This is a genomic window from Haloarcula amylolytica, assembly GCF_049705545.1.
GTDB classification, from domain to species: Archaea; Halobacteriota; Halobacteria; order Halobacteriales; family Haloarculaceae; genus Haloarcula; species Haloarcula amylolytica_B.
The window spans coordinates 2847680-2871295 of sequence record NZ_JBNAMU010000001.1; the positions used below are offsets into that span (position 1 = coordinate 2847680).

At 65.3% G+C, this 23616-nt stretch carries 26 protein-coding genes; 9 read left to right on the top strand and 17 right to left on the bottom strand.

The genetic code is table 11. The features are described from left to right. Window positions 1-15: 15 nt before the first annotated feature. The 3 genes from ACOZ4H_RS14930 to ACOZ4H_RS14940 all read right to left on the bottom strand — a co-directional run bounded on the left by ACOZ4H_RS14930 (window position 16) and on the right by ACOZ4H_RS14940 (window position 1922). Window positions 16-1089: a radical SAM protein gene (locus ACOZ4H_RS14930; RefSeq protein ID WP_424330017.1), complete on the bottom strand. Its 1074-nt coding sequence runs from the start codon at window positions 1087-1089 to the stop codon at window positions 16-18. Then, window positions 1090-1395, bottom strand: coding sequence for a CGCGG family rSAM-modified RiPP protein (locus tag ACOZ4H_RS14935; RefSeq protein WP_424330018.1), 306 nt, complete (start codon window positions 1393-1395; stop codon window positions 1090-1092). A 113-nt stretch (window positions 1396-1508) separates the two neighbouring features. Further along, entirely contained in the window at window positions 1509-1922 is a 414-nt protein-coding gene (locus ACOZ4H_RS14940; RefSeq protein ID WP_424330019.1) for an SRPBCC family protein, read from the bottom strand. A 192-nt stretch (window positions 1923-2114) separates the two neighbouring features. Here ACOZ4H_RS14940 and ACOZ4H_RS14945 point away from each other — a divergent pair, with 192 nt between their 5' ends. The 3 genes from ACOZ4H_RS14945 to ACOZ4H_RS14955 all read left to right on the top strand — a co-directional run bounded on the left by ACOZ4H_RS14945 (window position 2115) and on the right by ACOZ4H_RS14955 (window position 4151). Continuing rightward, the gene (locus ACOZ4H_RS14945) at window positions 2115-2750 is read left to right on the top strand and encodes a helix-turn-helix domain-containing protein (RefSeq protein ID WP_424330020.1); all 636 of its coding nucleotides are present in this window, start codon (window positions 2115-2117) and stop codon (window positions 2748-2750) included. Window positions 2751-2797: 47 nt separating this feature from the next. Continuing rightward, window positions 2798-3361, top strand: coding sequence for an NUDIX hydrolase (locus ACOZ4H_RS14950; RefSeq protein ID WP_004963652.1), 564 nt, complete (start codon window positions 2798-2800; stop codon window positions 3359-3361). 91 nt (window positions 3362-3452) lie between these two features. Beyond that, window positions 3453-4151, top strand: a complete 699-nt coding sequence (locus ACOZ4H_RS14955) for an SDR family NAD(P)-dependent oxidoreductase (RefSeq protein WP_424330021.1) — start codon at window positions 3453-3455, stop codon at window positions 4149-4151. 9 nt (window positions 4152-4160) lie between these two features. Here the strand turns inward: ACOZ4H_RS14955 and ACOZ4H_RS14960 are convergent, their stop codons facing one another. The 3 genes from ACOZ4H_RS14960 to ACOZ4H_RS14970 all read right to left on the bottom strand — a co-directional run bounded on the left by ACOZ4H_RS14960 (window position 4161) and on the right by ACOZ4H_RS14970 (window position 6556). Beyond that, the gene (locus ACOZ4H_RS14960) at window positions 4161-5900 is read right to left on the bottom strand and encodes a histidine kinase N-terminal 7TM domain-containing protein (RefSeq protein WP_424330022.1); all 1740 of its coding nucleotides are present in this window, start codon (window positions 5898-5900) and stop codon (window positions 4161-4163) included. A 42-nt stretch (window positions 5901-5942) separates the two neighbouring features. Next, complete coding sequence (locus tag ACOZ4H_RS14965; RefSeq protein WP_424330023.1) at window positions 5943-6263, bottom strand: hypothetical protein; 321 nt, start codon at window positions 6261-6263, stop codon at window positions 5943-5945. Between the two features lie 128 nt (window positions 6264-6391). Continuing rightward, window positions 6392-6556, bottom strand: coding sequence for a hypothetical protein (locus tag ACOZ4H_RS14970; RefSeq protein WP_424330024.1), 165 nt, complete (start codon window positions 6554-6556; stop codon window positions 6392-6394). 112 nt (window positions 6557-6668) lie between these two features. On the opposite strand from ACOZ4H_RS14970, the gene ACOZ4H_RS14975 reads away from it, so the two are divergent. Together ACOZ4H_RS14975 and ACOZ4H_RS14980 are read left to right on the top strand one after the other, a co-directional pair. Then, window positions 6669-7616, top strand: a complete 948-nt coding sequence (locus ACOZ4H_RS14975) for a molybdopterin-binding protein (protein WP_424330025.1) — start codon at window positions 6669-6671, stop codon at window positions 7614-7616. 205 nt (window positions 7617-7821) lie between these two features. Then, the gene (locus tag ACOZ4H_RS14980; RefSeq protein WP_424330026.1) at window positions 7822-8787 is read left to right on the top strand and encodes a WD40/YVTN/BNR-like repeat-containing protein; all 966 of its coding nucleotides are present in this window, start codon (window positions 7822-7824) and stop codon (window positions 8785-8787) included. Window positions 8788-8800: 13 nt separating this feature from the next. On the opposite strand, the gene ACOZ4H_RS14985 is transcribed toward ACOZ4H_RS14980, so the two are convergent. Further along, window positions 8801-9310: a hypothetical protein gene (locus tag ACOZ4H_RS14985; RefSeq protein WP_424330027.1), complete on the bottom strand. Its 510-nt coding sequence runs from the start codon at window positions 9308-9310 to the stop codon at window positions 8801-8803. A gap of 258 nt (window positions 9311-9568) precedes the next feature. Here ACOZ4H_RS14985 and ACOZ4H_RS14990 point away from each other — a divergent pair, with 258 nt between their 5' ends. From ACOZ4H_RS14990 to ACOZ4H_RS15000, 3 genes are all read left to right on the top strand, one after another. Continuing rightward, complete coding sequence (locus ACOZ4H_RS14990; protein ID WP_424330028.1) at window positions 9569-10393, top strand: aldo/keto reductase; 825 nt, start codon at window positions 9569-9571, stop codon at window positions 10391-10393. 235 nt (window positions 10394-10628) lie between these two features. Beyond that, a complete protein-coding gene (locus ACOZ4H_RS14995; protein ID WP_424330029.1) occupies window positions 10629-11741 on the top strand; it encodes a glutamate-cysteine ligase family protein in 1113 nt (370 codons plus the stop codon). 69 nt (window positions 11742-11810) lie between these two features. Further along, window positions 11811-12485 (top strand): MBL fold metallo-hydrolase, encoded by a 675-nt coding sequence (locus ACOZ4H_RS15000; RefSeq protein WP_424330030.1) that lies wholly within the window; start codon window positions 11811-11813, stop codon window positions 12483-12485. Between the two features lie 31 nt (window positions 12486-12516). Here the strand turns inward: ACOZ4H_RS15000 and ACOZ4H_RS15005 are convergent, their stop codons facing one another. The 6 genes from ACOZ4H_RS15005 to ACOZ4H_RS15030 form a co-directional block, all read right to left on the bottom strand. Next, on the bottom strand, window positions 12517-12828 hold the full coding sequence (locus ACOZ4H_RS15005; protein WP_424330031.1) for a DUF7126 family protein: 312 nt from the start codon (window positions 12826-12828) through the stop codon (window positions 12517-12519). Beyond that, window positions 12825-13742: a glutamine-hydrolyzing GMP synthase gene (gene guaA, locus ACOZ4H_RS15010; RefSeq protein ID WP_424330032.1), complete on the bottom strand. Its 918-nt coding sequence runs from the start codon at window positions 13740-13742 to the stop codon at window positions 12825-12827. Before guaA ends, ACOZ4H_RS15005 begins: the two co-directional genes overlap by 4 nt. Beyond that, complete coding sequence (locus tag ACOZ4H_RS15015) at window positions 13742-15403, bottom strand: CTP synthase (protein WP_424330033.1); 1662 nt, start codon at window positions 15401-15403, stop codon at window positions 13742-13744. The genes guaA and ACOZ4H_RS15015 overlap by 1 nt, the downstream gene beginning before the upstream one ends. A 77-nt stretch (window positions 15404-15480) precedes the next feature. Beyond that, window positions 15481-15672, bottom strand: coding sequence for a hypothetical protein (locus tag ACOZ4H_RS15020; protein ID WP_424330034.1), 192 nt, complete (start codon window positions 15670-15672; stop codon window positions 15481-15483). A 48-nt stretch (window positions 15673-15720) separates the two neighbouring features. Continuing rightward, a complete protein-coding gene (locus ACOZ4H_RS15025) occupies window positions 15721-15894 on the bottom strand; it encodes a hypothetical protein (RefSeq protein WP_424330035.1) in 174 nt (57 codons plus the stop codon). Between the two features lie 114 nt (window positions 15895-16008). After that, complete coding sequence (locus ACOZ4H_RS15030; protein WP_424330036.1) at window positions 16009-16623, bottom strand: alpha/beta hydrolase; 615 nt, start codon at window positions 16621-16623, stop codon at window positions 16009-16011. Between the two features lie 60 nt (window positions 16624-16683). Between ACOZ4H_RS15030 and ACOZ4H_RS15035 the strand changes: the two genes are divergently transcribed. Next, on the top strand, window positions 16684-17526 hold the full coding sequence (locus ACOZ4H_RS15035; protein ID WP_424330037.1) for a PspA/IM30 family protein: 843 nt from the start codon (window positions 16684-16686) through the stop codon (window positions 17524-17526). A 15-nt stretch (window positions 17527-17541) separates the two neighbouring features. Here ACOZ4H_RS15035 and ACOZ4H_RS15040 read toward each other — a convergent pair whose 3' ends face one another. The 4 genes from ACOZ4H_RS15040 to thrS all read right to left on the bottom strand — a co-directional run bounded on the left by ACOZ4H_RS15040 (window position 17542) and on the right by thrS (window position 23593). Beyond that, on the bottom strand, window positions 17542-19470 hold the full coding sequence (locus ACOZ4H_RS15040; RefSeq protein WP_424330038.1) for an SLC13 family permease: 1929 nt from the start codon (window positions 19468-19470) through the stop codon (window positions 17542-17544). 105 nt (window positions 19471-19575) lie between these two features. Beyond that, the gene (locus ACOZ4H_RS15045) at window positions 19576-20478 is read right to left on the bottom strand and encodes a diacylglycerol/lipid kinase family protein (RefSeq protein WP_424330039.1); all 903 of its coding nucleotides are present in this window, start codon (window positions 20476-20478) and stop codon (window positions 19576-19578) included. 51 nt (window positions 20479-20529) lie between these two features. Continuing rightward, on the bottom strand, window positions 20530-21570 hold the full coding sequence (locus tag ACOZ4H_RS15050; RefSeq protein ID WP_424330040.1) for a hypothetical protein: 1041 nt from the start codon (window positions 21568-21570) through the stop codon (window positions 20530-20532). A gap of 94 nt (window positions 21571-21664) precedes the next feature. Further along, entirely contained in the window at window positions 21665-23593 is a 1929-nt protein-coding gene (gene thrS / locus ACOZ4H_RS15055) for a threonine--tRNA ligase (protein ID WP_424330041.1), read from the bottom strand. Window positions 23594-23616: the final 23 nt, after the last annotated feature.

Below are 23616 nucleotides of genomic sequence, written 5' to 3' on the forward strand. Positions count from 1 at the left end.
GAGTGAAAAACCCCCTCAATCTGCCGGGTGCTGGTCGGGAACCGACCCCTCGAACCCATCCGGCTGGTAGTCACAGAGAGGGTCCGCCGCCAGCGGGTCCCTCGTCGTCGCGTACGCCCGCGACCGACTGCCGCCACAGACCGTTCTGTATCGACAGGCCCCGCATTTGCCCGTCAGCGCGTCGTCGTCCCTGAGCTGCTGGAACAGCGGTGAGTCCCGGTAAATGTCCACGACGCTTTCCTCTCGAACGCTGCCCGCCGACTTCGGCAGGAATCCGGAGGGGAACACCTCGCCGGTGTGGCTCACGAAGGCGAACCCCTTGCCAGCGCGAATACCCATCCGGCGTTTGAGGCCGCCGGCACCGTCCTCCTGGTTCTGGATCGCGACGCGCCGGTAGTGGGGCGCTTCGGTCGTCTTGAGGCCGAACGGCGCCGCCTCGCTAACCTCGTGGAGCCACGACAGCACGCGCTCCGCCCGCTCGGGGGGGATCGGCGTCAGCACCCGCCCGCGACCGACCGGGACGAGGAAGAACACCGACCACAGCACCGCATCGAGGTCCGCAACGAGGTCCCGTATCGCCGGCAGTTGCTCGACCGTCTCCGCGCAGACGGTGGTGTTGATCTGCAGCGGGATGTCGAGATCACGGGCCGCCTCGGCCGCCTCCATCGTCGCCTCGAAGCTCCCGGATTCGCCCCGGAAGGTATCGTGAGATTCGCTGTCGCCGCCGTCGATGGACAGGGCCAGCCGCCGGAGTCCGGCGTCGTCGAGTTCAGCCAGTCGGTCGGGCGTGATCGAGTTCGTCCCGCTGGGCGTCAGCGTCATTCGGAGGCCCTGCTCGGTCCCGTACTCGACGAGTTCCGGGAGGTCCTCGCGAGCGAGCGGGTCGCCACCCGAGAGGACGACCAGCTGGCCGTCGCCGAACTCGCGGGCCTGGTCCAGCAGCGCCTTCCCCTCCGCCGTCGATAGCTCGTCGGGATGGCGGCGCGGCTGGGCGTCGGCCCGGCAGTGTTTACACGCCAGTTCACAGGCCTGAGTTACCTCCCAGATCAGCACCAGCGGCTGCTGGTCGAGATCGAGTTTCCCGCGCATCTATGCCTCCCGGTGGACGCGGGTGACGTGGCCCCCACAGCCACACTGTTGGACGTACTCCGTCGAAATCGTCTCGCCGAACGCCTCCGCCAGCGCATCGAACAGGTAAGTTTCCGGGTGGCCGTGGTCGGCGTGGCTCACCAGATTGACGTGGTTCCCTACCGTCGTCTTCTCGACGGCATCGATGGCCTGCTCGACGACCACGTCGGGGTCCTCGGCGTGCGCGGGCGTCTCCAGGTTCGCCGACCAGGAGTTGTCGTGAACCTCGGTCGTTACCGGCGGCAGGTCCTCGTGGGAATGGCTCATGCGCGTTGATTGGGAGTGCGTGTCCCTTGGTCCTCCGCCGTATATGTTCGGGTTTTTTATGTCGAGCAAGGTGGGTAGAGACCCAGGCGTTCTAACAGCCAGCCGATGGAGAGCTACGATACCTGTTCGACGAGCCAGTCGAACTGCTTGTTCAGTTCCTTTTTGCGCTGTCGTGAGATAACGGTCGAATCGATCATCTCGCCGAGCACCGGGAGGTCGAGTGCGTTGTACTCCGTGGTCGCCGTTACTTCGGTCCCGCCGTCGACGGCCTCGACGGTGTATTCTGTCATCATCGACTCGAAGATGCCCTGGCGTTGCTCGTACCGCAGGACTGCGTCAGTCTCGACGATCTCGAGGTCCAGTTCGATTTCGAAGAGTCCGACGCGGTTCGTGATACCGAGGTCGTCCCCGTCGAGCGTCACCTCGTCGAACCCCGCCGCGCACATGAACGGCGCCACGTCCGTTATCAGGGCAGTGACTGTCTCCGGGTCAGCCGGGACCGTCCGGGTCAGCGAAACGCGCTCCATACCAGACGGCGAGTGGCCGGCGGAATAAGCGTTCGCCATCCCCGGAGATGTTCGGCTCTGGGGTTTTGCGCGACCTCTCTCGTGTTGACAGCGTGTGACTCCACTCCCCAAGTTTCTTGTTCCCATCGCAACTATGCGAACATGTTCGGGATTACGGACGCGGGGGTCGGGCGAATATATTCGGATACACCAATGCCACACGCTGAACTCACGCTCACGATTCCGGAGGAAATCTGGATCGGCGATGTTTCGCGAACGTACGACGACGCGACGTTTCGCATCCTGTCTGCGCTCCCCGGTGAGGACTCCGGCGTCGGACTCGCGGAGATCACGTCGGACGACCTCCCGGCGGTTCTCCGTGACATCGAGAACCGGGAGTCGGTCACGACCCTTGAGATACTTTCACACCGGGACGACAGCGCGCTGGTTCAGTTCGAGACGTCGATGCCGCTCCTGCTCTTCCCGGTCCAGGGCTCGGGCGTCCCACTTGAGATGCCGTTCACGCTGTCCAACGGAGAGGCCGTCTGGGAGATATCAGCGCCACAGGAGCGACTCTCCGAACTCGGCGAGCAACTGGAGGAGTTCGGCATCTCCTTCAGCGTCGACCGCATCCAGCAACACCTCGAAACCGAGCAGGTGCTGACAGAGAGCCAGCTCGAACTGGTCCAGGACGCCATCGATGCGGGCTACTACGACACGCCGCGGGAGTGCTCGCTGACGGAACTGGCGGACCGCGTCGGTATCGCGAAGTCGACCTGCAGTGAAACCCTCCACCGTGCGGAGGAGCAGATTCTCAAGCAGTTCGTTTCGGACCACCCGGCGCGGTGACGGGAAGTCGAAGCGCGTAATACGCGCCTCTGTGAGAGATACGACATATGAGTTCCGACGCGGTCGACGAGACGCACGAAAACGCGCGACAGGAGGTCATCGCGGTGGACGCCGACGACAACGAGGAGGGGCTGGTCAATCGACTCGATGCCCACACCGGCGACGGTGTTCGCCACCGCGCGTTCACCGCCTTGCTGTTCGACGAGAACGACCGGATCCTGCTCGCCCAGCGCGCGGCGAACAAACGCCTCTGGGATACGCACTGGGACGGTACGGTCGCCTCCCACCCCGTCGAGGGCCAGACACAGGTCGAAGCCACCGAGGAACGACTCGAGGAGGAACTTGGTATCGACCCCTCGCAGTACCAGAACCTCCGCGTGACCGACCGGTTCGAGTACAAGCGCTACTACGAGAACGCCGGCCTCGAATGGGAAGTGTGTGCGGTGCTGCAGGCCACGCTCCACGACACCTCGCTGGAACCGAACCCCGAAGAGGTCGACGGCCTCATGTGGGTCCCCTACGAGCGACTGCGCGAACATCCCGAGTACTACCGCCAACTCCGCCTCTGTCCCTGGTTCGAGATCGCGATGCGCCGGGACGAGGAACGGTAACGTCGGCAGTCCCTGTCGGCGCGGGTAGCAAGCGTCGCAGTGACGCCATCCCGACCCCTTTTCTTTTCGGCCCGGCCGCCCAACCCCGGGTATGGACGTTCCGCTGTACGACTCTCTTGACGGCCAAGTCGTGCTCGTCACCGGAGCCACGCGGGGCATCGGGAAGGCAATCGCCGACGGGCTGGTCGACCTCGACGCGACAGTGTACGCCGGCGCTCGCGATACCGGCGACATCGAGGCCACGGACCGCCATGCCATCGAACTCGACGTGACCGACGACGAGGGGATGGTCGCCGCGGTCGACCGCATCGAGCGCGAGCAGGGCCGGCTTGACGTGCTGGTCAACAACGCCGGCGTGATGGACTCACGGGAGCCGCTCGACGAGATGCCGACAGACGTTATCGACCACACCCTCGACACGAACCTCCGGGGGGCGGTCCTCATGACGAAGTACGCCCTCCCGCTGTTGCTGGCCGACGGGGGCGGCCGCGTCGTCACCATGTCCTCCGGGCTGGGAGCCATCACCGAGAGCCAGTCGGGCGGCACGCCGGCCTACCGCATTTCGAAAACGGGCGTCAACGGGCTGACGAAGTACCTCGACGGCGAGTACGCGGCCGACGGCCTCATCGCCAACTCGGTGTGCCCGGGCTACGTTCAGACGGACATGACGGAGGGGAGTGCCCCCCGGACGCCCGAGGAGGGGGCCGAGACGCCGGTGTGGCTCGCTCGCTTCCGACCCGAGGCACCGAGCGGGCGGTTCTGGCGCGACAAGGCCGAAATCGAGTGGTAGCGGCCGCGGTCAATCGGCGTTCTCGGTGCGGACCGCCGCTGGCTCGTCTGTCGCGTGGGCGGGCTCAGCCGCCGGCAGTTGTAGTTCCACAGTCGTTCCCGGGCCGTCCGTCTCGGGGAACGACATCCGCCCGCCGAGGTTCCGGACGATCCAGTTGACGAGCCAGAGCCCGACGCCGGAGCCGTGTTTGAGCGGCGTTTCGGTTCCCGAGCGGATGACCTCGCGCTCGTGGTCGGCGATACCGGGGCCGTTGTCGTGAACGGCCACGCGGACCCCCGGCGTTCCGTCGGTCCGGGTCGCAGTTATCTCGACCTCGAGAGGGTCATCGGCTGTCGCCCGATGTTCGACGGCGTTCTCGACCAGTTCTTCCAGCGCGATGCGGATCGATGGGCCGCCCTGTATCCAGATGGTCTCCTCGCAGGTGAGCGTGAGCGCCGCATCGGGGTTGCGGTCACGGGCATCGCTCACGACCGATTCCAGCAGTTCGCGAAGCGGTGTCGGGCTGTGCTGTTCGGTCTCTAGGGCTTCGGTGACCCGACCGATCTTGTTGCTCCGGTCGACGATGTCGTCGACGGTACTGATGATACGGCTGAGTCGCTCGCGCTCGTCGGCATCGGCCGTATCCCGGAGCAGGTCCGCGTTCCCCTTGACGACGTTCATCTCGTTTCGGATGTCGTGCCGGAGCAAGCGGTTGAGCACGTCCAGCCGCTGTTCGCGCTGCCGGCGGTCCGTGATATCCCGGAGGCTGATGAGATGGCCCGAGACGACGCCGTACGCGCGGTACAGCGGTATCACGCGCACATCGTAGTACCGGACGCCCCCGTCGTGTTCGAGGGCCGTCTCGGTCTGCGTTCGCTCGCCGGGAGCCGGAACCGTCTCGGCGAGTGCCGGTAACGCGCGCGGGAGCGAGCGGCCCAGCAGCGTGTTCTGGTCGCCGTCGAACAGCGCCGTGGCGGCCTCGTTGACATCGACGATGCGGCGCTCGTCGTCGACGATGACGACCTGGTCGTCCATTTCGGTGAAGATCGCTTCACGGCCTAGTTCTCGGGTCACCGGTGCCACGTCGAGCAGGTGCCCGCGGAGGATGGCGACCGAGAGGACGGCCCCCGACGCGACGTACCCGAGACTCGTCGGGTTGAACGTCGTCGGTACCACACCGAGCACGAACAGCGTCTGGACGACCGTCGGGACGGCGATGGCGAGCAGCAGTGCGAGCCCCTGGCCCTGGAACACCTGATTCGACCGGAACAGCATTCGTAACAGGAGGACACCGCCGGCGAGGATCAACAGCAGTATGTAGGACATGTGGCCCCAGTACACGACTTCGTACGCGGGCACGAGCGTCACCGACGACGCCGAGACGTACTGCGTCCCGCGACCGGACCAGATGAGTTCGTGTGCGTGATTCGACCACACGAGCGTGACAAACACCGCCGGTTCGATAAGCAACAGCGCTGTTCGGCGCTGGGTGAGCCAGTGTGGATGCCCCGTGTACTCGATAACCGTCACGAGCCATGCGACGGGGATGATTACCGAGAGCGTCAGCTGCACCTGGACGAGTCGCTCCATGGTGGCCAGTCCCGGTACTGCGAGCTCGATACCGTACGTCACGGCCCAGAGACTCGCCGCAACGACGAACACTGCCAGCGGTCCCGCACCCGGCCGGTCCCGGTGGAGCCACACCAGAAAGGCGACGCCCATACCGACGACACCTGACAACAAAACGACAGCGAGCGGCGACAGGACCATTCAGTTACGTACCAATTGTGTTCCAGATATAACTATTCTCGGTCACTCCGTCTGCGAGCGGACCGCGGACCACACGGCGAGGGCACCGAGCACGAACGCCGGAACGAGCGGGAGCGTGAGGTAGGCGTCACGGAGCGTGAGCCCGAGGCTACTGATGACGCCCTGGGCTGCCGGCAAGAGCAAAATTGCGCCGGGGACGAGCAGGAACGCCACGCCGATCATCCCGACCAGAATCCAGCCGCTCGTCCCGAACTCGGGCCCGTCGGTGGATTCCATACCCGTCTCACTGTCCGCAGAGGAGGCGTCTGCGGACTGTGGCTCCGTGTCGGGACGGTGGACGTAGCCGGACTCGTCGTCAGCCATCGGCACGCACCCCGTCGCGCCCGCTCGAACGGTGCGTCACGATGGGACCACCCCCAGGAATACCGACGAAACAACGTGGCTGCATGTGTCGGAGTCAGGCAAGCGAGCGCAAAACGCTAACGGTCCCGCTACCGCGACAGACCAGGGGCTTCCTGGCTCGAAATGTCACACAGGCTCATCCGATGCCCGCTGGCGGAGGCGTGTGCGTCCCGCTGGCCCTCCGCGACCGACGGGTCCTCGTACAGTCCCTCGAACGCACACTCGTGGCAGACGACGTGGTATCTCCCAGCCATACATTTTATTTCCTATCGCTATATTTTAAGCATATCGTTTTCAGATATTATATGTGTTGCAGTCCCGCAAACGGTCGTCAGGGTATTTATCCACCGCAACCGATGGAGTAGTATGGTGGATTTCCAGTCCCGTGACACGCGCCGGGGTCCGACTGACGGGGAAGACGACGAGACGGAGGAGGGCGAGACGGGGGACGACGAGGAATCCGCAGCGGCCGAGACTGCTGCCGAGGCCGCCACTTCGGAACCGAACGAAGCGGCAGGAAACGACGACGTAGCGAGCGAGGAGGACAGCGACGCGCCTACCGCGCCGGACGATACAGCGGGGGCCAGTGGCGGGTCCGTATCGGAGGCCGAAAGCGACAGTTCCGTGGCGGAGAGAATCGACGAGGCGGCGACGCAAAGCACGGACAGCGAGTCAGCAGCCGAAACACAGGACGCCGAGGGGACTGACACGGCAACAGAGGGACACGAAGAGGAACCACACTCCGAGACACAGGCAGCCGGTCAGCCGACGGACACACCACAGGCGGTGGTTCCGACAGCGGATGAGACGCCAGCGCAGACAGCCACCCAGGCCGACGCGACCCAGGAGCAGCAGGTGGCCGCCGCCGTCGTCACCGTCGGGACGGCAACAGAGGAGGGCGACCCGACGGGCGAGGCGGTGGAGACGGCACTCGAAGCGACCGGCCAAACGGTCACGGCTCGCGAACGGCTTCGAGGGGACTACGACGGCATCCAGGGGGCCGTCGACAGGCTGATCGGGCGCGACGACGTGGAGGTAGTCGTCACTGCCGGCGGCCTCGGTGTCGCTCCGACGGAGCAGACGCTCGAAGCGGTCCACCCACTGTTCGATAAGGCACTGCCGGGATTCGAGGAAGTGTACCGGAGCCTCCTGTTCGAACAACAGGGGACCGGTGTCATTGCTGTCCGCGCGACTGCCGGGATCGCCGACGGGACGCCGGTGTTCTGCCTGCCCGCGGACCCAGCGGCGGCCCGTGTCGCTATCGACGAGATCATCGCGGCGGAAGCCCCGGCCCTCGTCGCTGAACTGTCCTGAGCCGACTCGGCGGACCCGCGTTATCAGTCTTGTGTCCGTTTAGCCGGCTTAACGTGATATTTGCCGGCTCGTTCCGGGTCGCTAATTTTTCCACTTCCGACGGGCTGTTCTCCCGAATATCGGCCGTTTAAACGTTTACATCGCGGTGAAAGGTCGTTAACCGCGGCCCCCATTGAAGTGGAGACAGTCCACAGGCTCGGGTGTCATGTCCGATCGCAACGCGACACGACGCGGCGTCCTCAAGGGTATCGGCGCGACAGCTGCAGCTGCACTGGGCGGTGTGGCCGTCTCCGGTACGGTTGCGGCGGCCGGTCCCTGGGAGTCCGTCGAGTCCCCGACCGGGAACACCCTCCACGACGTCGAATACACGGCCACCGGTGCGTACGCGGTGGCGGGTGGCGGTATCGTCCTCGAACGGACCAGCAGGGGCTGGCAGAAGGTCATCGGCGGCGGTCCGACCGGCAACGGGAACAGCCTCTACGGAGCCGACGTGACCGACGACGGCAAGGCCCTCTGGTTCGTCGGTGCCTCGGGCGCTATCGGCGAGTACGACGTGGAATCGGGCGTGCTCACCGACCACAGCGCCCCGATGGACGTCACCAACAACTTCAACGACGTGTCTGTGACCGGCACCGCCGGCGAGGCGAACGTCTACGTCGCCGGCGACTCCGGAAAGGTGTACTACAGCTTCGAGAACGGCGCGAGCGAGACGTGGGACTACACCACACCCGGCTCCGGGTCGGCGATTAACGCTGTCGACTTCCACGGCGTCCGCTCGGGCCACATAGTGGACGGGAACAAGAGCGTCTTCGCCACCGACGACGGCTCGACGTGGAACAAGATCGGCCTCGCCGACGCCAACGTCAATTTCTACGGCGTCGACTCCGACGGTCCGGACGACGTGTGGATCTCCGGCGGTGGGGGCATGATCTTCCACTGGAACGGGTCCGAGTGGACGCCGACCGACACGGGCGACGCCGGCCTGCGTGACATCGAGGTCACCGACGACGACAGCACCGGCTACACGGTCGGTGGCGGCGGCAAGGTGTACGCGCTGGGCGGTGGCGACTGGACGCAGGAGGAGACGCCCGCCGGCGAGAACCTGAAGGCCATCGTCCGCGGCGGCACCGACATCGCGGTCGGTTCGGGCGGAACGATTATCGAAAAGTAGCTGGCGAGACCCGCTACTCTCGGCCGCGCTGGCACTCGGCCTCCCCGTCTGCAGGGATGCGCGCGTCCCGATAGGCCCCCTGGTGGAACGACTCGGCAAGCCAGATTTTGTGTCCGTACTCGTTCCCAAGGCGTGCCGTCCCGGTCGAAACAAACTGTCGGGTCGACGACTGCGAATGGAGGTTGACGTGACACTCGTCTAGCTCCCAGTAGTCGTCGTCCGACGTCGTCCGATCCCCCTGTTTGCGGAGATAGACGTGTGTAACGTTCGGCAGGCAGATGGTCATCCGGTCGAGTTGGTCCTCCGCGGTCCGAGGGTCTTTCCCACCGTAGAAGTTCGCGTACTGTCCGAAAGAGTACGTTACGACGCTCCCTTCCTCCCAGTCGTCGAAGTTTTCGACGTTGAGCGCGAACTCGCGGCCGCCGACCGTACCACAGATGCCGAGGTACACGTGGTCGTCGGTCCCCGCGTATTTTCCGGCCCCAGTCGTCAGCGAGACGAACACCCCGGATAGCTCGCTCATGCGCGACGCCCCCGGACCGCGGACTGTTCATACGCCGATACCAGCAGTCGGTGTGGACGGTGGCTGTCCATGAACGCTCACTCCTGTCCCTCGTGAGACGTGCCAGATAGAACGGACGCGATATTAATACCTAGAAATTGTTCATGAAGGATGACGATAGCTCCCGCCGGTAGACGCGGCATATACCTGAACTGTAACCCCATAGTGTGGTAGATGGACGGACACCGACGTTTTACCCGCGTGACGCGAACGAACGGTATGGACGACATTCAGGTCCAGGGAACGTCGGTCCCCGCACTCGGCCTCGGAACGTGGCAGTTGACCGGCCAGACCTGCCGGGAAACTGTCGAAACGGCCCTGGAAATGGGGTATCGTCACGTCGACACCGCGCAGGCGTACGGCAACGAGCGGCAGGTCGGGCTGGGGATGGACGCCGCTGCGGTCGACCGCGAGGACGTGTTCTTGACGACGAAGCTCGACGGTTCGAACCGCGACGAGCGCAGCGTACGCCGGTCGACGCGGGAGAGCCTGAACAAACTGGGAACGGACTATCTGGATCTGCTACTCATCCACTGGCCGAACACGCCGTGGATGGTCCCGCTGTCGGAGACGCTCGGGGCGATGAACGACCTCGTCGAGGAAGGGCTGGTCCGCCACATCGGCGTCAGCAACTTCTCGCCGTCGCTGCTGGACAAGGCGCGGGACATCTCATCAACCCCAATCTTCACCGACCAGGTGCAGTACCACCCCTACTGGGACCAGCGGAAACTGCTGGACTACTGCCGCATCCACGACGTGCTCCTGACCGCCTACAGCCCGCTCGCCCGCGGCGGCGTCCTCGACGACCCGGCGCTCGTCCAAATCGGCAACCGGTACGGGAAATCCCCGGCACAGGTCGCGCTCCGGTGGCTGGTTCAGCAGGAGGGCGTGGCAGCGATCCCGAAAGCGTCCAGCCGCGAGCACCTCGAAGCGAACCTCGCCGTCTTCGACTTCGAGCTCACCGACGCGGAGATGGAGCGGATCCGGGATCCGTCGAAGGTCAAGACCGGCGTGCAGTTCGTCCGGTCGCAGTTGCCGTTCTGAGCGGGGGCAGCGCCGTTCCGTATCGACCCAAATCTCCTGCATGTGGATAGAAGTTAGCAATCTACGGCACGTACGGTCAGCTATACAGCAGTTATAGCTATAGTTGTGGCTTTGACTGCCGCAAATATTACGAATCGCGTAACCATCATAAGCCACCTGGCCGCAGCTTTCGTGTGGTGTGTTACCATTGGATTTCGGCGCGGGAACACACCGCTGAATCCACAGCGAGGCCACTGTGTCAGTACACCAATCCGAACCGATACGACGGAGCATCGAAGTGGAGTACTGGGTCATCGACGATGCGGGCCGGCTGGTCGAACCGGGCGCGCTCGTCGACGCAACCCCAGGGGCGGAGCGGGAGTTCGTCAAGCCCCTGCTGGAGGTCAAGACGACGCCGTGCGAGACAGCGACAGAACTGCGCGAGGAACTCCTTGACCGACTCGGGGCCGTGTTGCGGCGGGCCGACGACCGCGGAAAACGCCTCGTACCGCTTTCGACCCCGGTCAACGCTGAGGAAATTCAGGAGATTCCGTGCGACCGGACCCGGATCCAAAACCGTGTCGTCGGCGACGATTTCGAGTACGTCCGCCACTGCGCCGGCACGCACATCCACGTCGAACAGCAGCCGGGGCGGGAGATCGACCAGTTGAACGCGCTGATCGCCATCGATCCCGCGCTGGCGCTCGTCTCGTCCTCGCCGTATTTCCGCGGCCGGCGGCTGGCCGACAGTGCGCGCTCGAAACTGTACCGCTGGATGGCGTACAACTCGGTGCCACACCAGGGCTGGCTGTGGTCGTATCTCGACGACACTGCAGAGTGGGACCGCCGGCTCGAACGGCGCTACGACGAGTTCGTGACCGCGGCTGTCGACGCCGGTATCGACCGTCGGACTGTCGCGGCGAACTTCGAGCCCGAAAGCTCCATCTGGACACCAGTCCAGCTCCGGGCCGAGTTCGGCACCGTCGAGTGGCGGTCACCGGACGCTGCGCTCCCGAGCCAGGTCCTGCAACTCGCCGACGCCGTGGCATCGCTCATGGACCACCTGAGGGGAACCGAGGTGCGTATCGAGGGGGAGACGGGCCGCGTTACCGACGACGAAATCGTGCTCCCGGAGTTCGATGCTGTCCTTGCGTACGCGAACGACGCCATCCGGGACGGGGTCAGCACCGACAGCGTGCGGTCGTATCTCGACCGGATGGGGTTCGACGTGGACGCGTACGACCCGGTCGCGCCGACGTTCGACAGGCCGGAACCGGTCACGTCTCGCGACGCTCGCGAGATTCGGCTCGAACACGCCGACCGGCTCCAGGACGACGTGCGACAGGCTGCACCAGTCGCACTCGACTAAAATCGGAGCCGGCTCGCCGAAACGGAACGGTGACCAAGGGTTTAGGAAGCCCCGCTCCAACCCCGCGCTATGGTAACGGCGCTCGCCGATGATATCTGGTGGTACGATCTCAGGGGCGTCAACGCGACGCTCGTCGACGACGACGGAGCGCTAACGCTCGTGGACACGGGCCTGCCCTGGCACGGCAACGAACTCGTCGCCGGCCTGAGCGATGCCGGCTACGAACTCCGGGACTTGGACCGCATCCTCCTCACGCACTTCGATTTCGACCACGTCGGCGGACTGACGGCCTTCGATGGTATCGACGTGACCGTCTACGTCGGTGAGCGGGACGCGCCGCTGGTCACCGGCGAGCGGACCCCGCCGCTGGGCAATCACAAGGGCGCGTTCCAGCGCCTCGTCTCGCCGTTTCTGGACGCGCCGGATAACGGCGTCGTCCCCCTCACCGACGGCGACACCGTCGGCAGTTTCACTGCCTATCACACGCCCGGACACACGCCGGGTCACGTCTGCTACGTCAGTGAGGAGCTGTCGCTGGGGCTGCTGGGCGACCTCGTCCGGGAGGACAGCGGTCGCTTCGAGCCCTCGCCGTGGCTGGTGAGCTACGACACCGACGCCGTCGCCCGGAGCATCAGTGACTTCGTTGAGTGCTCACCGAGGTTTGAAATCGCTGTCCCGGGCCACGGAGTTCCGTTCCAGAAAAACGGCTCGGCGAAACTCGCCGAGCTGGCGGCGACGCTGTGAGCGAGAGGAGCGTCAAAACCGGCGGACGACGCTACAGTTCCTCGGCGACCGCGTCGGCGTCCAGCAGGTCCGGATCAACGACGAGGTCGGTCTGTCGGCTGGCGAAGTCCGGCAGCGAGCCCTCCGCGTAGACGACGACCCGGAGATCGGGGTTGAGATCCTTCGCCACAGCGATGGAGGTGGCCTGGGACATCTCGGTCAGCAGGTAGACGTCGGCCTCGTGGATGCCGGCCTCCTCCAGCCCGGGTCGGTTGCCCACGTCGGCGACCGTCACTGTGTGGCCCTCGCTTTCGAGAGCGTCGGTGAGTCCGTTCGGGTCCGAGCCGACGAGAACCACGTTCATTCGTACTCGATAGTCGCCGGCGGTTTGTGGGTCACGTCGTAGACGACGCGGGCGACGTTCTCGTGCGCCCCGGTGATGCGCGACTGGATGCGCTGGAGCGTGTCCCAGTCGAGTTCCTGTGCGCGGGCGGTCATCCCGTCTCGACTCTCGACGGAGCGGACGGCGACGACCCAGCCGTGCACGCGGTTGTCGCCCTTGACGCCGGTGGCCTTGCCGATGACGGCGGCCAGGGCCTGCCACGGCTCGTACTCCTCTAGCTCCTCTTCGACGACGTGGTTGGCCTCGCGGGCCACCTCCAGTTTCTCCTCGGTGACTTCGCCGATGATGCGGACGGCGAGGCCGGGGCCGGGGAACGGCATGCGCTCGGAGATGATCTCTTCGAGGTCGAGCGCGCGGGCGACCTCGCGGACCTCGTCCTTGTAGAGATCCCGCATCGGCTCGACGATGCCATCGAAATCGACGACCTCCGGCAGGCCGCCGACGTTGTGGTGGGACTTGATGGTCCCCTCGCTCTCGATGCGGTCGGGGTAGATGGTCCCCTGAACGAGGTAGTCGGCGTCGACGTCCTTGGCGACCGTCTCGAACTCCCGGATGAACTGCTCGCCGATGATGTGGCGCTTCTCCTCGGGATCGGTCTCGTCGCCGAGTGCGTCGAGGAACCGATCCTGGGCGTCGACGATCCGCAGCGAGTCCATGTAGCTGAACGTCTCGCGGATCTGGTCGGTCTCGCCTTTCCGCATCAGCCCGGTGTCGACGTAGACGGGGGTGAGCTGGTCGCCGATGGCCTCGTAGGCCAGCGCGGCGGCCGTCGAGGAGTCCACGCCGCCCGACAGCGCGATGACGGCGTTCTTGTCGCCGATCTCGTCGACGATTTCGGCTTTCGCGTCGGCGATGAACTCGTCGACGTTCACCATCAGTGGCTCACCTCCTCGGTCGTTACACTGTGGGGGTCGTCGCCGAGCACGGCCTCAAGCAGGCCGACGAAGGGCGGGCTGGCGCGGGTCGGTCGGGAGCGGAACTCCGGATGGAACTGCGTCCCGATGAAGTAGGGGTGGTCCTCGGGCGCGAGTTCGAGTATCTCCATACGGTTCCCGGCGCGGCCGGAGAACTTCAGCCCGGCGGCTTCGAGATCGTCGATGTACTCGGGGTTGACCTCGTACCGGTGGCGGTGCCGTTCCGTGCAGGAGTCGCCGCCGTACAGCGTCGCGGCGAGCGTGTTCAGGTCGATGTCGGTTTCGTGGGCACCAAGCCGCATCGTTCCGCCCATGTCCTCGATCTCGTACTGCTCGGGGAGGATGTCGATGACGGGATGTGGCGTGTCCTCGTCCAGTTCCGCGGAGTGGGCGTCGTCGAGGTCCAGCACGTTCCGCGCGTACTCGACGACGGCCATCTGGAAGCCGAGACACAGCCCGAGGAAGGGGACGTCGTTCTCGCGGGCGTAGCGGATGGCCTCGATTTTGCCCTCCGTGCCCCGAGCACCGAAGCCGCCCGGCACGACGATGGCGTCGGCCTCGCGCATCCGGTCGGCGTGGCGGTCGCCCATCTTCTCGGAGTTGACCCACCGGACGTTCACGTCGACGTTCTTCTCCAGCCCGGCGTGTTTCAGCGCCTCGTGGACGGACATGTAGGCGTCTTCGAGGTCGTACTTGCCGACGAGGGCGACCTCGACCTCCCCCTCGGTGTTCTGGGTGACGAGGTCGCGCCAGCGGTTCTCCCGCTCGTCCTCGGGCAGCGCCTCCGAGGCGATGTCGAGTTCCTCCATCACGTACTCGTCGAGGCCCTCCTCCTCGACCATCAGCGGGACGTGGTAGATGTCGTCGACGTCCGGGTTCGAGAAGACGGCTTCCGTCGGCACGTCACAGAACAGCGCGATCTTCTCCTTCGTGTCGATGTCGAGTTTGTCCGAACAGCGGCCGACGAGAATGTCCGGCTGGAGGCCGATAGAGCGTAGCTCCTTCACGGAGTGTTGGGTCGGCTTCGTCTTCTGCTCGCCGTTTTTCGAGTAAGGGACGAGCGTGACGTGGGTAAAGAGAATATCGTCCTCGTCCTCCTCGTGGGCGAACTGCCGGAGCGCTTCGAGATACGGCATCCCCTCGATGTCGCCGACCGTGCCGCCGACTTCGATGATACAGACGTCGTTGCCCTCGGCTGCCTCGCGGATACGCCGCTTGATGTCGTCGGTGATATGCGGGATAATCTGGACCGTGCGACCGAGGTAGTCGCCGGCGCGTTCCTTCTCGATGACGTGCTGGTAGGTCTTCCCCGTGGTGACGTTATGGTCGAAGGTCATGTCGATGTCAAGGAACCGCTCGTAGTTCCCCAGGTCGAGGTCGACCTCCCCGCCGTCTTTGAGCACGTACACCTCGCCGTGCTGGAAGGGGTTCATCGTACCGGCGTCGACGTTCAGATACGGATCAATTTTGACCGCTGTAACGTCGAACCCGGCGTTTTTGAGTAATCTGCCTGTGCTGGCGGCAGTGATGCCTTTCCCCAGGCCAGACATCACGCCACCGGTGACGAAAATGAACTTCCGACCCAGCTCCGGGTCGTAGTCCGTTTCGGGTTCGGTCGGCATACCGACGGTGAACCCCGCGTAGTCTAAACGGTTTCGGAGCACGCACTGTTCGCCACCCCGTCGCAGTGTCAACGCGACTACAGTGACGGCTGCGTAAGGACGCGCCACGCGGCCACGAGAACGGCGAGTGACAGCGCCGAGAACACCGCATCACCGGGACTGGACCCGATGGCGATGAACAGCAGGTAGCCGGCGACGAACCCACCCAGAAGCGAGACGACGCCGTGTCGTGTCGAGTGAGACACCGCCACCCTGGTTCGAGTTGACATAGTACAATATTTATCAGTATATAGTATAAATGTAACTTTGACCGATAATCAGGACTTGAGCACGCCGGATCTGATAGCGACATAGGTCCCCAGACTTCCGACTGAAGCGAGGACGAGCGCCCGCGCTGGCCCACCCGCGACGAGCGCCGTCTGCATCAGGACCAACAGCGCCACCAGCGTGGCGATGAACGTAACGGCAGCGAACGCGAGCGGGCGGTTCATGGTCGGTAATTGGGCTGACAGCGCCTCTGTCTTTCGATACTGTCCAGCAGGCGCGGCTATCTGCCCTAGAGTTGCACCGAGCGCTGAAGTGGCGGCCAAAATCGACCGAGGACTCTAAACAGTGGATTCCGGCGGCAACAGGTGATCCCGGAGAAACGGGCCGACAGTCTGGCCGATACGACCGCACTGGCCGACGAAGTGGTGGTCGGCCGGCAGACGCTCGACCGCGTGGCCCTGCTCGGCGGCGCGGTCGGCGACTGGCCCCCAGTCAACGGTGTCGTCGCGCTCGCCGACCACTATCTGTACCGGGCAGTCGATGGCGTCGAGCGCGGCGACAGCATCGAGATGGTCGGTCAGTCCGGCCGGCGGAGCGAGGACGGAGAGGACCGACGGCTCGGCCACAGCGTCGCGGTCGGCGGCCGCACAGAGCGCCACAGCCGCGCCGAAGCTGTAGCCAAACAGGCCGACGGCGTCTGCTCGTTCGCCGGCCCATGCGAGGGCGTTCTCGGCGTCGACCCGCTCGCCGCGGCCCTCGTCCCACGTGCCGTAGTCGAAGCGGAGACAGCCGATGTCGGGTGCGAGCGCGTCGCTGACCGCCTCCAGCCGGCTGTCCGAGCGAGTACCGCCATACTGCGGATGCGGCGGGCACGCGACGACGACCGACGCCGACTCGGGCCGGTCGAACGACGCGGTGACGCCGCGCCCGCCCGGTATTCCGACGGTAGTCATACGTGTTCAGACGCCACACCGCTGTAAGAAATTTAAGGTTGGAGAGACCAATGCGCATACATGGGAATCCTCTCGCGCGCGTCGTACGTCATCCGCTCGAAGCTCAACGCCGTCCTGAACCGAGCGGAGGACCCGACAGAGACCCTCGACTACAGCTACGAGCAGTTGCGTGACGAACTGCAGGACGTCAAGCAGGGCATTGCGGACCTGACGACCCAGAAGAAGCGACTGGAGATACAGAAACGCCGCCTCGAAGAGAACGTCGAGAAACACAACGAACAGGCGCGCCAGGCCGTCGAGCAGGACCGCGAGGACCTTGCCCGCCAGGCCCTGGAGAAGAAAAAACAGAAGATGAGCCAGATCGAGGAGCTGGAAGGCCAGATTCAGGACCTGCAGAGCCAGCAGGACCAGCTGGTCGAGCAGAAAGACGAGCTCCAGAAGCAGATCGAGCAGTTCCGGACGAAGAAGGAGACGATGAAAGCCCGTCACGAAGCCGCGAAGGCGTCGGCGCGCGTCAACGAGGCAATGACCGGCGCGGGCGACGAGATGCAGGACATCAACCAGGCCATCGAACGCGCGGAGGAGCGCACCGAGGACATGGAGGCCCGCTCGCAGGCGATGGACGAACTCCGCGAGGACGGCGTCCTCGAAAACCAGCTCTCCGACAAGAGTTCGCTGGAACAGGAACTCGAAGAGGTCCAGCAGAAAGGGTCGGTCGACGCCGAACTCGACACGCTGAAAGCCGAGATGGGGAAAGCCGAGGACGGCGACAGCGGGTCGAGCGACGCCGACGTTTCAGAGGCCGAACTGGAACAGGAACTCGCCGACGAGAGTACGCAGGTCGACGTCGACGAGAGCGAGGTCGAGTCGGAGCTGGACGAACTGAAAGAAGACGAGCAGTAGCCGACGGGTCTGGTTTTACAGCGGCCAGACGACAGACACCGAGAGCGTCGTGACGACGCACAGAAGGAGCTGCAGCGGGCCGCCGACGCGCAGGAAGTCTGTAAAGCGGTACCCGCCGGGGCCGTACACCATCAGGTTCGTCTGGTAACCGATGGGCGTCAGGAACGCCGTCGCGACCGCGAACGTCACGACGGCGAGGAAGGGAAACCCGGCGACGCCGATTTCGGCGGCGGTGGCGACGGCGATCGGGACCATCAACACGACGGTCGCGGCCGGGGTGATGACGCTGGCGAGGACGGCCGTCAGGAGGTACACCAGCGCCAGCAACGCGAGCGGCGGGAGGACGCCAGCGGCGTCGACGAGGAGCGCGCCGACGAACGCGGCCCCACCGGTGGCCTGCATCGCCTGCCCCAGCGGGAGCAGTCCGGCGAGCAGGAACACGACGTTCCAGCTCACCGCGTCGTAGGCCCTCGACGCGCTCAGTGTGCCGGTCGCGACCGTGGCGACGACGCCGCCCAGCGCGGCGATGTAGATGGGCAGCAGGTCCAGCGCCGCGAGCGCGATGGCGGCGAGCAGCGTCACGAGCGGGACCGCCGCCGAGGCGTCGAGCGACGGCGGGCCGCCGTCGAGCGCGTCGAACAGCTCCGTCGGCCCCTCGGTCAGGATCAGATACCCCTCGTCCTGGAGGTGGCCCACCTCGTCGAGGGGCGTCTGGATGAGGAGCAGGTCGCCGGCGGACAGTTCGACCGCCGCGAGGTTCTCGTGGATGATCTCGTCGCCGCGCCGGACGGCGAGGACCGTTACGTCGAACCGGCTGCGCAGCTGCACGTCGGCGAGCGTTCGCCCGCGGAGCCGCGACTCCCTGTGGATGACGGCCTCCGCGAGAACGCCCGGATGGCCGCTCTCTGCCAGGAGGTCCGCCGTGACGGACTTGCGGGCGAGGTCACGAAGATCGAGCGTCTGGGCGAGCTGGTTGACGGCCTGGCGATTCCCCCGGACCGTCAACACGTCGCCGGGTTCGAGCGGCCGGTCGGTGGCCGTCGCGAAGAACGACTCGCCGTCGCGGTCGATCTGGAGCACGTCGATGTCGAGCGGGTCGCTCGCGGCGATGACCTGTTCGACAGTGGCCTCGGTCGGCAGCGACTCACCCGTGTCGACCGCGTCCGCGACCGCCTCGACCACGTCGTCGGGGACGCCGCCGTCGAGCGCGTCCTGCACTGTCAGTCCGACCAGCGGCGACGCCTCGCGCACCCGCAACTGTGCGAGGTGTCGGTCCATATCGAACTCCTCAGTGAAGTCGGCGGCGGGGTGGATCCGTTCGGGGACGAGCGCCCGACCGACCGTCAGCAGGTAGGCCACGCCGACGGCGAGGACGACGACGCCGACGGGCGTCAGCGTGAACATCGAGAACGGTCGGCCGAGCAACTGCGCCGAGAGGTCGCTGGCGAGGAGGTTCGTCGTGGTGCCGACCAGTGTGAGCGTCCCACCGAGCATCGCGGCGAAGGACAGTGGCAACAGGAGGTTCGACGGCGAGATGCCGTATCGCTCCGAGAGCCCGGTGACCAGCGGGATGAAGACCGCGACCACCGGCGTGTTGTTGACGAACCCCGCACTGACGCCCGTCGTGCCCACGATGGCGGCCAGCAGGCGCTGCTCGTCGCCGCCGGTCAGCGCCGCCAGTTTGCCGGCCAGCCAGTCGACGACGCCGGCCGACTCGACGCCAGCGCTGAGGACGTACATCGCGACGATGGTGACCACCGCCGGACTGGCGAACCCCTCGATGGCCGTCCGCGCCGGAACGCCGGTGTACGGTTCCAGCACGACCAGCGCGACGAGGACAGCGATGGCCGTCATGTCCGGCGGTAGCCACTCGGTGACGAACAGCGTCACCGCGGCGGCGACGAGCGCGAAGACGACGAGCGCGCCCGTCGAGAGCGGGGGCATACCACTCCACTCGACCGATGGCGATAAAAACACCCGGGGCGCCGTCGAGTGGTTTCGGAATGCGACTCGCCCCGGCCGTCGTCGCCCTCCAGTCGCACCGGCTCGTCACTCCGGGTTCGGCTCGTAGCCCGCTCCGACGCGAAGCGTGAGGGCGCGTTCCCGCACCGACAGCGATAGCGTCTCGTGCGTGCTGAGTTCGCCGTCCCGGCTGAACGTGAGTGTCTCGTCGTGGCCGTCGACGGTAATCTCGTCCGCCCGGACGTGGGTCACCCCGTCGGTATCGAGCGACAGCAGTCGCTGTCCGATGGCCTCTGCGACGAGGTTGCCCGTGGGCATCTGTTCGACGATGGCCACGTCGAGCAGGCCGTCTTCCATGTCGGCCTGTCCGCCCTCGGCGACGAACTTCCGGGCGTTGCCCACCAGCAGGCAGGTCGCCGTCCCGGACCACGTGAACGGCCCGTCTTCGCCGACGGCCTCGATGTCGATGTCGAGCCCGTCGAAGCGTAGCGTCTCTTGAGCCCCGGTGAGGAGAAACGCCAGCGTCCCGAACCGCTTTTTGAGAGCGCTGGGCGTCGAGACGCTGGCGTCGGCGGGGAGCCCGGCGATACAGGAGACGAGAAACGGCTCGTCGTCGGCGACGCCCACGTCGACCGGCCGCGTCTCTCCGGTGTCGGCGATTTCGACACCGTGTTCGATGTCCGTGACGCCGACGTTCCCGGCCAGGAGGTTCGCTGTTCCGGCCGGGATGACGCTCAGCGTCACCGAGCCGAGGTGGCCGGCGTCGTCGAGCCCACGGACCACCTCGTTCACCGTCCCGTCGCCGCCACAGACGGCGACCTCCGAGGCTTCGGCTCGGCCCGCCTCACGGCCGAGTTCGACCGCGTCGCCCGCGGCCCTGGTCTCGTACACCTCGAACCCGCGCGCCTCCATCAGCCGCGGAACGTAGTCGGCGTGCTCGCCGTCGCCGCTGACGGGGTTGAGGATACACCGACGCGAGCCAATCTGCATGGTACTAGCGAGTCCGGACCGGCACTTATACCGTGGTGATGTGGCACGGCGTCACTCCCAGTCGACATCGACGCTCCGGTCAGTCTCGCGGAGGATGAAAGGGCCGATAGCGAGCGTTCGTTTGGTTATCGTAACGATACGGAGGATGTACGACAGCAGGACCGTGAACGGGAGTACCGATGCCGTCGTCGTCACCGCGAGGAGCCACAACACGTCGGGGACACCGGCCGTGACGCCGACGAAATCCTGCACATCGAGGAACAGCAACGAGGTGACTGCGACTGTAAGCGCCGGGATGGCGACGTACAGCAATGTCCGGGAGAGGTCGGACAGCTCCCACTGGAAGTACAGCGTCTTGAAGTGTTCCCGGGCCGGGCCGAACAGTTCGAGTGTCTCGACGAGTTCCGCTATCGATTCGTCGATCTCGTCAGTCAGTTCGTCGGCGTAGGCCTCGCGGATGCGCCGACCGGCGTACAGCTTCCAGGAGTAGTTGTAGTTCAAGGCGGCCTTGATGACATCGAACTCCCCGAAGGTCCCGCCTTCGAGCTGGTCGGTGACACTGTCGGCGTTGGTTAGCACGTCGTCGAGATAGTTCGAAAGTAACGCCGCCAGGTCATCATCGAGCGCCGTCTCGTCGACTGCGTTCTGAGCGTTTTCGGCCCGTTCGGCGGTCCCACGGATCAGCGACCGGAGAACCGCCGAGGGCTCCGCGGGGCTGACCGGCGTGTCGACGGCGTCGGCCACGTCGGCGCGGAACTGCATCGACCCCTCCATCCGCTCGCGCTGGTCGCCGACCGCACCGAGTTCCTGTGACAGGACGAGTTGGCTCAGTGTCAGGACCAGGGTAACGGCGGTTATGGTCCCCGTAATCAGCGCCTGGAACAGCGTTTCGACCGGGTCGCCGCGGGTCAGCAACGTCAGGGCCGGTGTGGGGTGGAGGAACCCGACTGCGAGAATCCCACAGAACAGGACAGCCGAGAGCAGCGCAGTGACGAGCCAGCGGTCCGCATCCAGAAGGAACCAGAGAATTCGGGTGTCACCGGCGGCGCGCTCCCGCATGGTGTCGCCCGACTCGCCACTGTCAGTTGCCATACAGATCGGGTCGTCCGCCGGGCATAAAAACGCGTGCCCGAGGAGCGCCAGGTAGGCGGTGTGTCGTCAGGTAGAATCAATCGGACGGCAGCGGCTACCGGCCGGCGAGGAACGTCACGGCGGTCCGCTGCTGCTCGATTTCGGTTTCGAGATGGTCGCGGAACTCGGCGATGTCGATGTCCTTCTCTTCGCGTTCCTTGCGGTCCCGCACCGAGATGGTGCCGGCTTCCTCCTCGTTGTCACCGATGACACACATGTAAGGGACACGGTCGTCGTGGGCCTGCTGAATCTTCTTGCCGACGGTCCAGGAGCGGTCTTCGATGGTGACCCGGAAGTCGTCGAGTTCGGCCTGAATCTCCTCGCAGTAGGCGATGTTGTCGTCGCTGACCGGCAGCAAGCGGATCTGTTCGGGGGCGAGCCACGGCGGGAACTTCCCGTTGTAGTGCTCGGTCAGCACCATGAAGAACCGCTCGTAGGAGCCGTACAGCGCGCGGTGGATCATCACCGGGCGGTGCTCCTCGTTGTCCTCGCCGGTGTAGGAGAGGTCGAACCGCTCCGGCATGTTGAAATCCAGCTGGACAGTCGGGCCGTCCCAGTGGCGACCGAGCGCGTCCTCGAAGGCGAAGTCGATCTTCGGGCCGTAGAACGCGCCGTCACCCTCCTCGACGACGTAGTCGATGTCCTGCTCGTCGAGGACGGCTTCGAGCTGGGACTCGGCTTTCTCCCAGATTTCGTCGCCGCCGACGGACTTCTCCGGCCGGGTAGCGAACTGGACGGTGTAGTCGAGGTTGAACGTGTCGAGCGTGTCGAGGATGATGTCGACCGTCGCCAGCACCTCCTCCTCTATCTGGTCCGGCCGGACGAACAGGTGGCCGTCGTCGATGGTAAAGGCCCACGTCCGGGAGAGCCCGGAGAGTTCGCCGCGCTGCTCCTTGCGGTACACCTTCCCGTCCTCGAAGTACCGTACCGGCAGGTCCCGGTAGCTCCAGGAGTTCTGCTCGAAGATGGTGGCGTGGCCCGGGCAGTTCATCGGCTTCAGGCCGTACTCCTCGTCGTTCACGTCGAGCAGGAACATGTCGTCGACGTAGTTCTCGTAGTGGCCCGACTTCTTCCACAGTTCCGTCCGGAAGACGTGGGGCGTCTCGACCTCGTCGTAGCCGGCGTCGCGGTTGAGGCCGGCGACGTAGTCCGAGAGTTCGTTGAGGATCTTCTTGCCGTTGGGTTCGTACAGCGGCAGGCCCGGCCCGGTCGTCTCGTCGATGGAGAACAGGTCCATCTCCTGACCGATCTTGCGGTGGTCCCGCTCCTCGGCCTTGCGGCGCTGTTCGAGGAACTCGTCGAGTTCGTCCTCCGTGGGGAAGGCGGTCCCGTACACGCGGGTCAGGGTCTCGTTGTCTTCCTCGCCGCGCCAGAAGGCTGCAGAGATTTCGAGCAGGGCAAAGCCGCCGATTTCGCCGGTCGATTCGACGTGGGGGCCCTGACAGAGGTCCTCGAACTCGCCCTGCGTGTAGAAAGAAACCTCCTCGTCGTCTGCGGCCTCAGTTTCGAGGATGTCCTGTTTGAACGGGTTGTCCTCGTAGCGCTCGAAGGCGTCTTCCCGGTCGACGAGTTCGCGTTCGATGTCGAGGTCCGCCTCGATTATTTCCTCGGCTTCGGCCTCGATAGCTTCGAGGTCGTCCTCGTCGATATCGACGCCGGTGATGTCGTAGTAGAACCCGTTGTCGGTCCACGGCCCGATTGTGAGCTTCGCGTCGGGGTAGAGGCGCTGCAGCGCCTGCGCGAAAACATGAGCGGCGGAGTGACGCAACACGTCGAGGTACTCGTCGCTGCTCTCGGTGACGATTTCCAGTTCGACGTCGGCTGTTAGCGGCGCGTGCTTGTCGACAAGTTCGCCGTCAACAACGCCGGCGACCGTGTCGTCACCCAGCCCTGGCCCGATTTCGTAGGCGACATCCTCGACCGTGCTGCCGCTCTCGACCTCTAGTGGGGTCCCGTCGGGCAGCGTGACCGTGACCGTACTCATACCCGATGATACGACGGCGGCCG